The sequence below is a fragment of the Clostridium sp. KLE 1755 genome, assembly GCF_000466465.2.
GTDB lineage: Bacteria > Bacillota > Clostridia > Lachnospirales > Lachnospiraceae > Eisenbergiella > Eisenbergiella porci.
Genome location: NZ_KE992681.1, coordinates 33,784 through 40,881, shown reverse-complemented (window position 1 = coordinate 40,881; position 7,098 = coordinate 33,784). Strand labels below are relative to the sequence as shown.

The 7,098-nt window shown below is 50.7% G+C and carries 7 protein-coding genes and 1 pseudogene; all 8 read left to right on the top strand.

The window, feature by feature from the left end:
- Nucleotides 1–73, top strand: a pseudogene (locus HMPREF1548_RS31025) (ACGX-repeat peptide); the annotation flags it as partial.
- A 191-nt stretch (nucleotides 74–264) separates the two neighbouring features.
- Nucleotides 265–1,311: a radical SAM/SPASM domain protein, ACGX system gene (acgM, locus tag HMPREF1548_RS07600; protein ID WP_035321526.1), complete on the top strand. Its 1,047-nt coding sequence runs from the start codon at nucleotides 265–267 to the stop codon at nucleotides 1,309–1,311.
- A 60-nt stretch (nucleotides 1,312–1,371) separates the two neighbouring features.
- Nucleotides 1,372–1,998, top strand: coding sequence for a 4Fe-4S binding protein (locus HMPREF1548_RS07595; protein WP_035321524.1), 627 nt, complete (start codon nucleotides 1,372–1,374; stop codon nucleotides 1,996–1,998).
- Between the two features lie 4 nt (nucleotides 1,999–2,002).
- The gene (locus tag HMPREF1548_RS07590; protein WP_021635348.1) at nucleotides 2,003–2,887 is read left to right on the top strand and encodes an SIR2 family NAD-dependent protein deacylase; all 885 of its coding nucleotides are present in this window, start codon (nucleotides 2,003–2,005) and stop codon (nucleotides 2,885–2,887) included.
- A gap of 6 nt (nucleotides 2,888–2,893) precedes the next feature.
- Nucleotides 2,894–3,676 (top strand): protein-ADP-ribose hydrolase, encoded by a 783-nt coding sequence (locus HMPREF1548_RS07585; RefSeq protein WP_021635347.1) that lies wholly within the window; start codon nucleotides 2,894–2,896, stop codon nucleotides 3,674–3,676.
- Nucleotides 3,677–3,951: 275 nt separating this feature from the next.
- Entirely contained in the window at nucleotides 3,952–4,629 is a 678-nt protein-coding gene (locus HMPREF1548_RS07580; protein WP_021635345.1) for a response regulator transcription factor, read from the top strand.
- Nucleotides 4,626–6,029: a sensor histidine kinase gene (locus HMPREF1548_RS07575; protein WP_021635344.1), complete on the top strand. Its 1,404-nt coding sequence runs from the start codon at nucleotides 4,626–4,628 to the stop codon at nucleotides 6,027–6,029. The genes HMPREF1548_RS07580 and HMPREF1548_RS07575 overlap by 4 nt, the downstream gene beginning before the upstream one ends.
- Nucleotides 6,016–6,837 (top strand): hypothetical protein, encoded by an 822-nt coding sequence (locus tag HMPREF1548_RS07570; protein WP_157065647.1) that lies wholly within the window; start codon nucleotides 6,016–6,018, stop codon nucleotides 6,835–6,837. The genes HMPREF1548_RS07575 and HMPREF1548_RS07570 overlap by 14 nt, the downstream gene beginning before the upstream one ends.
- The last annotated feature ends 261 nt before the right edge of the window (nucleotides 6,838–7,098 follow it).

The window sequence follows — 7,098 nt, the reverse complement described above, 5'->3', positions numbered from 1 at the left end:
CTGCGGGACGACAGATCCGGAAAAGAAACCGAGTGCATGCGGCACCGCCTGCGGAACCTCAGATCCGGAATAGCCACCAGGCGCCTGTAGTTCTACCTGCGGAACCTCAGATCCGGAGCAGCCATTAGGCGCCTGCAATTTCCCCTGTGGCGCATCAGCCCCTGAAAGGTAAAACCCCGTCCTGGCCCGCACCAATCCTACCCCGCACCGCCGCCATAGATAACCCGACCATAACAGCCAGCCCACATACCGGAGGAATACAGAATGAACCCTTATTTCGCCTTTCAATGGCACATAACAGACAACTGCGATCAGCGGTGCAGGCACTGCTATATATTTTCTGAAGACAGCTGTAAAAAGCTGGCTGAGATGTCCTATAGCGATATGGAAAAGGTGCTGGACAACTGCCTGGATATGTGCGGAAAGCTGTCCCGCACCCCGTATTTTTACATAACCGGAGGCGACCCCATTCTGCACCCTGATTTCTGGAGACTGCTGGAACTGCTGAAAAAGCATGAAATCACCTTCGCCATTCTGGGAAACCCCTTCCATCTTAATGATGAAGTCTGCCGCCGGCTCTACGATTATGGCTGCCGTAAGTACCAGCTTTCCCTGGATGGATTGAGGGAAACCCACGACAGCTTCCGCAAGCCCGGCTCCTTCGACATTACCCTGGAAAAAATCAGCTGCATCCGCAGGGCGGGTATGTATTGTGCCATCATGTCCACCGTATCTAAAACCAATATGGACGAAATCCCCGGGCTGATTGATGTAGTTGTGGAAAAACAGGCCGATGTTTTCGCCGTGGGCCGCTATTGCCCCACCAGTGAGGAAAAAAGCGCGGAATTCCATATGGAACCCCTGGAATACCGGGCATATCTGGAAAAATGCTGGGAAAAGTTTGAACAATATAAGGGCTGCGGCACCACCTTCCAGCTCAAGGATCACCTGTGGACCCTGTTCCTTTATGAAAAGGGAATATTCAAAATCCCGGAGAACCTGAAACCAGACACTATTTATGACGGCTGCCACTGCGGCATCTGCCATATGACGATACTGCCCACAGGCGATGTCTATGCCTGCCGCAGGATGGAAAGCAGGATTGGAAATGCCCTGACGGACAGCATGGCGGATCTGTTTCTGGGAGAAAAAATGGATCAGTATCGGCAATATGACAGCTTTGAAAAGTGTGCCGGCTGTGAACTTCTCCGCTTCTGCAGAGGCTGCCCTGCGGTAACCTTCGGCTATACGGGAAATATGTACGCGCCCGACCCGCAGTGCTGGAAAACAACTTCATCCCCAAATGCCTGAAGCGGCACAGGAAGCTTCTCCAGGCATTTTCGGGAAGGACAAAAAGGAAAGGAGCAGCCGATGAACGCGCAAACCTGTATTCGAAAACTGCGCTATGTATGCAGCACATCCATGGGAACCGTAGATGCTCACGGAAATCCCCAGGTGCGAATTATCAATATCATGCATGTGGAACCGGAAAAAGGAGAAATTTATTTTGTAACCGCCAGAGGAAAGAATTTTTACAGAGAGCTGCAGAATGGAAAAGAGGTCGCCATCACGGCGCTCACCCGTTATCAGGAAATGATCCGCGTCAACGGCATTCCGGAAAGGGTGCCTGATACCAGGCAGAAAAAATGGCTGGACCGTATCTTTGAAGAAAACCAGATAATGAATAATGTATATCCCGGAAACAGCCGATATGTTCTGGAAGTATTCTGCGTGAAAAAAGCAGTGATAGAATATTTTAACCTGGGTGTCCATCCCATATTCAGGGAACGTTATACAATCGGGGAAGAAGCCAAAAGAGGCGGCGGATTTATGGTTACAGAGGCCTGCATCGGCTGTGGGAAATGCCTTCAGGCCTGCCCCCAGGGCTGTATCCTGGAAAAAATTCCGGTTGAAATTAAAGAGGAAAACTGCCTTCACTGCGGCCTGTGCAGCGAGGTCTGTCCGGTACAGGCCATCAAAAGGATAGAAGAGGAATAGAAAAATGCCGACAGGATTGTATCAGAGAATAAAAAGGAACAGCGGGCCAATCGGGGAACTGGCAGCGCTTCTGAAAAATGCGGATGCAGTTGTAGTGGGGGCAGGTTCCGGCCTGTCCGCCGCCGCAGGGCTTATGTATTCCGGAGAACGTTTTACGGCAAATTTCCGTGAATTTATAGAACGCTACGGATTAAGGGATATGTATTCCGCCGGTTTTTACCCATTTCCTACTCAGGAAGAAAAATGGGCTTACTGGAGCAGGCATATTTACTATAACCGTTATGATGTGGCGCCCGGAAAACCCTATCTGGATCTGTACGCGCTTCTGAAGGATAAAAATTATTTCATACTCACCACCAATGTGGATCATCAGTTCTGGCTGGCCGGTTTCCCGGACGAAAGGATTTTTGCCACACAGGGGGATTACGGCCTGTTCCAATGTGCAAAAGCCTGCCATAAAAAGCTTTATAATAATGAAACGCAGGTCAGAGCCATGGTGGCCCGGCAGAAAAACTGCCGGATTCCATCCGAACTGGTTCCCAGATGTCCGGTATGCGGAGGGTATATGGAGGTGAATCTGCGCTGCGACGGTTATTTCGTGGAAGATGAGGCGTGGATGCGCGCGTGCGTCCGCTATGAAGATTTCCTTCGTGAAAATAAGGACGGAAGGGTGGTTTATCTGGAGCTGGGCGTGGGAATGAATACGCCAGGCATCATCAAATACCCTTTCTGGCAGATGACCGATAAAAACCCTGCCGCCGTTTATGTGTGCATCAATCTGTCAGAGGCCTGTGCGCCATGGGAAATTAAGGAGCGTTCGATCTGCATCAGCGAAGATATCGCACAGGTGCTGAAGGAACTGGCAGAAACTGGAAAAGAAGGAAGGTGATTTGGAATGTCAAAGGAGGAACAGGCGCGTTACCTGATTCAAAGCCTGATAAAGGATATGCCCGAATATGGAGGTGTGGAAATTCCGGAGGGTGAAGCTGAACAGTGGCGCTTAATCCGTTCCCTGATGAACGTGCGGCCGCCCCGGCCGGTTTCCCAATCCTTTTTAGAGGTGCAGAATGCATATTTATCCCAAATGGTCAAACAGCGGGGGATCATTGATTGCCATGGGCTTATCCCATCGGATTTGGATGAGCGGATCTTCCTGTGGCAGGGGGATATCACCCGCTTAAAAGCAGACGCTGTCGTCAATGCGGCAAACAGTGCGCTTTTAGGCTGTTTTATACCTTGCCATTCCTGTATTGACAATATGATCCACTCCCTTGCGGGCGTGCAGCTCCGACTGGAATGCAATGAGATAATGTGCGAACAGGGGCATGAGGAACCCACGGGCTCTGCGAAAATTACCCCGGGCTACAATCTCCCCTGCCGTTATATCCTGCATACGGTAGGCCCGGTTATTTCCGGTCCGCTCCGCCGCAAAGACTGTGAGCTGCTCTCAGGCTGCTACAGGTCGTGTCTGGAGCTTGCGGCGGAAAATCATCTGGAGTCGATAGCATTTTGCTGCATTTCAACGGGAGTATTTCATTTTCCCCAGGAAATAGCCGCCGAAATTGCAGTAAAAACGGTATGCCGCTTCCTGGAAGGTAATTCCTCTGTGAAACAGGTTATTTTTAATGTGTTTACGGATAAGGATAAGGAGATTTACAAAGAATTGCTGAAAAAATAAAATATGGCACAGGCCCGGCTGCAGGGCGGACAGAAGGCCGTCCGGCGCCTGCAAAGCCTGAGCCTGCGGCAAAGAATAGACACAGAAATGCGTGTCTATTTTTTTGCCCTGAAATACATAATATGGAACGCGGACGGTTTGGGTTTTGTGGTATAATTTTGACACATCGGCCAATCTGTGGAAATGAACAGCGGCAAATTGACAACTTTGACACATCTGCGTGATAAAATGGATACAAGGATACCTGGAATTGTGAGCCAAAAGGGAAAATAACGATGAAAATATTGATAATAGAGGACGAGCGTCCCATAAATAATTTAATCAGGAGCACGCTGACGGCTGACGGTTACAGCTGCGACTGTGCCTTTGACGGAAAGGAAGGCGCGGATCTCATTGAACAGAGGCAATATGATCTTATCCTGCTTGATTTGATGCTGCCGGAAATAAGCGGCTATGATCTGCTGGAATACATACGGTCTTTGGGAAATATACGCGCCGCCCAAATCCCGGTTATTATCATCTCCGCCATGGGACAGGTGCAGGATCGCATTCGCGGCCTTCATTTGGGCGCGGATGATTATCTGTGCAAACCTTTTCAGATTGGGGAGCTTGCCGCCAGAGTCGAAGCAGTCCTGCGCAGGAGCGGACACTCCAATGAAAAAATCCGGATAGGCGATGTGCTCATTTCACCCGCATCACGGCAGGTATGGAAAGCCGGGACTCCGGTGGAATTAACAGTAAAGGAATTTGACCTGCTTGCAGAACTGGCGCGGCATAAAAATGTGGTTCTCAGCCGGGAGAAGCTGTATGAAACCGTATGGCAGGAGGAGTACACCGGCGAAACCCGGACATTGGATTCCCATATTCAGAAGCTGCGGAAGAAGCTGGGGTGGAACGGGCAAATCAAGACTGTGTTTCGCATCGGATATCGTCTGGAGGAACAGGAGCAGTGAGATATTTCCATAAGTTTTTTCTGAGCATAACGCTGATACTTACGGCAGCCCTGGCAGTGATGGAATATTCCTGCGTGGCATTCAGCTTAAACCACTCCTTCCGCCGGGCGCAGGACAGCGGGCTTATGCAGCATCAGCTTATCAAGCATACCATCCAGTCCACAATTCTGAATACGCTCAGCGGCGGAATCGTACCGGAACCAAGGCTTTCAGCCATTGGGGAAAATGCTGCCGGCCTGTTGGGAACGGGAGGCGGCCTGCTGCTAGCCGGAGAAGCGGATGGGATATATTATTCCGATCTCGCCTCTCCGCAGGATTTTGGGGATATTCAGGAGGGATACATAAATTATCAGGTGGTAAGAGAGGACGGCGCCGTTTCTCTGATTGTTAAAAGTGAATTTACGCAGAGCGGCCGGCGCTTATTCCTTGTGACAAAGCAGGACATATCGCAGGTTTTTTCAGAAGCGGAAAATCTGCTGGCACAATGCACGCGCCTGTATTTTCTGATTCTTGCAGTGAGCACAGCGGCGGCCCTGGGGCTGTCCTGGGCGCTGACAAGGCCGCTTACCATTCTGCGCCGCGCTACCCGCGCCTTTGGAAACGGGGATTACAGCTTTCGGGCGAACATCCATGCAAGGGATGAAATCGGCGGGCTGGCGCAGGATTATAATAAAATGGCGGATACCGTTGAGGAAAAGATTCGGGAGCTTGAAACAGCGGCAAGCCGGCAGAAGCGGTTTACCGCCAATTTTGCCCATGAGTTAAAAACGCCCATGACCTCTGTCATCGGATATGCGGATATGATATATCAAAGGAAGCTGTCTGAGGAAGAAACGGAGCAGGCGGCATGGTTTATCATGAATGAAGGGATGCGCCTGGAAGCGCTGTCCTTCAAGCTCATGGATTTGTTCGCGTTGGATCAAACCGGTTTTACGCTGGAGGAAACGGAAATCACAACCGTAATGCAGGATGCACAAGCCTCTTTACTGCCGTCCGCGGAAAAAAGAGGCGTGGAATTTGTCTGTCAGGCCGAACCCGCCTGGGTCAGGCTTGAATATGATCTTTTTAAGACCCTTTTGCTAAATCTCCTGGACAACGCGCTTAAATCCGGCGGAAAGCACGTAACACTGCTGGGACGCGCGGAAAAGGAGCTTTACCGCGTGTCTGTATCGGATGATGGCAGGGGGATTCCATCAGATGAGCTTATGCGTATCACGGAGGCCTTCTATATGGTGGACAAGTCCCGTTCCCGCAGGGAACACGGCGCGGGGCTGGGGCTTGCGCTGTGTGCGCGCATTGCCGGAATACATGGAACGAAGCTGGAGTATGTCAGTGAAACAGGGAAAGGAACAACGGTTTCCTTTACGTTGAGAAAGGAGGCGGAAGGTGATGAAGCATAAAGGCATCTACAGAATAGTCCCCTTCCTTTTGGCAGTTCTCCTGATCTCTTCCGGCCTTGTTCTTCCCCGGTTGATGATAAAACGGCTGAAAACACAGCTTCTGCAGGTCTCCGGTAATGTCAGGGCGGAAAGCCTTGCCCTGTACGGCTATGATGAAATAAACGCGCAGGTACTTGCCGGGCGGATGAAGGGATTATCCGAAATGACGGCGCTGCTTGCTGCGGGAGAGGATACCTCCGATGCACTGCTTATCGATACAAGGGAGCCGCTGGATACAGAACTGACGCAGGAGAATGCGATCAGCGCCGCACAGTCATTTTTGAGCGATATGCAGACAGTCTTTGCGGAGTACGGCTATTCCTTTTTTGACGACAGTTCTGCCGACGCCGCCCGCAGTACAGAAAAGGCGGCAGCTGAATATGAATATTCCGGGGCAAGCCTTCTCCTGTCATCCTCCGATGCGTCGCTTTCCCTTTGGAAGATAGGGCTGGGGAATTATGAGGTCATCCTGGACGCCGTAACCGGTACCCCTGTGTATCTTTGCGGGGACATCAGCCATGCCGGGGTCCCTTTAACCAAATGCGAGCCCTACGATCTTTTCTGGAAAGCGGCAGCAGGGGCATACAATTCACGCTACATGTTGGGGATTGACCTGTACCCCCGGCAAATGGAGGTAAATGAGGAGCCAGAGACAGCAGGAAGAATCCATACCTGGAAGGGACAGGGGGAACACTGTTATCTTAAAGTGGAGTTCCTGCAGGATGAAAAAAAATATACGCCTTTCTTCAGCATCCGGCTTTATGAATAAAAAACAGAGCATTTGACAACTTTGACACAACTTGGTGAAAAGTAAGACAAAACCTCCTGTTACACTGGAAATGTCCGGTGCGGCAGGAGGTTTTTTACCGGAAAGCAACGGACGGATTCTCAAAACTTACCGATAAATTCGGAATACTGATTCAGGGAGGCAATATGATGCGCAATATGAAAAAATGTACCAGTTTTTTAATCACTGCTTTCATTATTTTGGGCCTGACGGCCTGTGGGCCGAAGGCCCCGGCAGGCACGG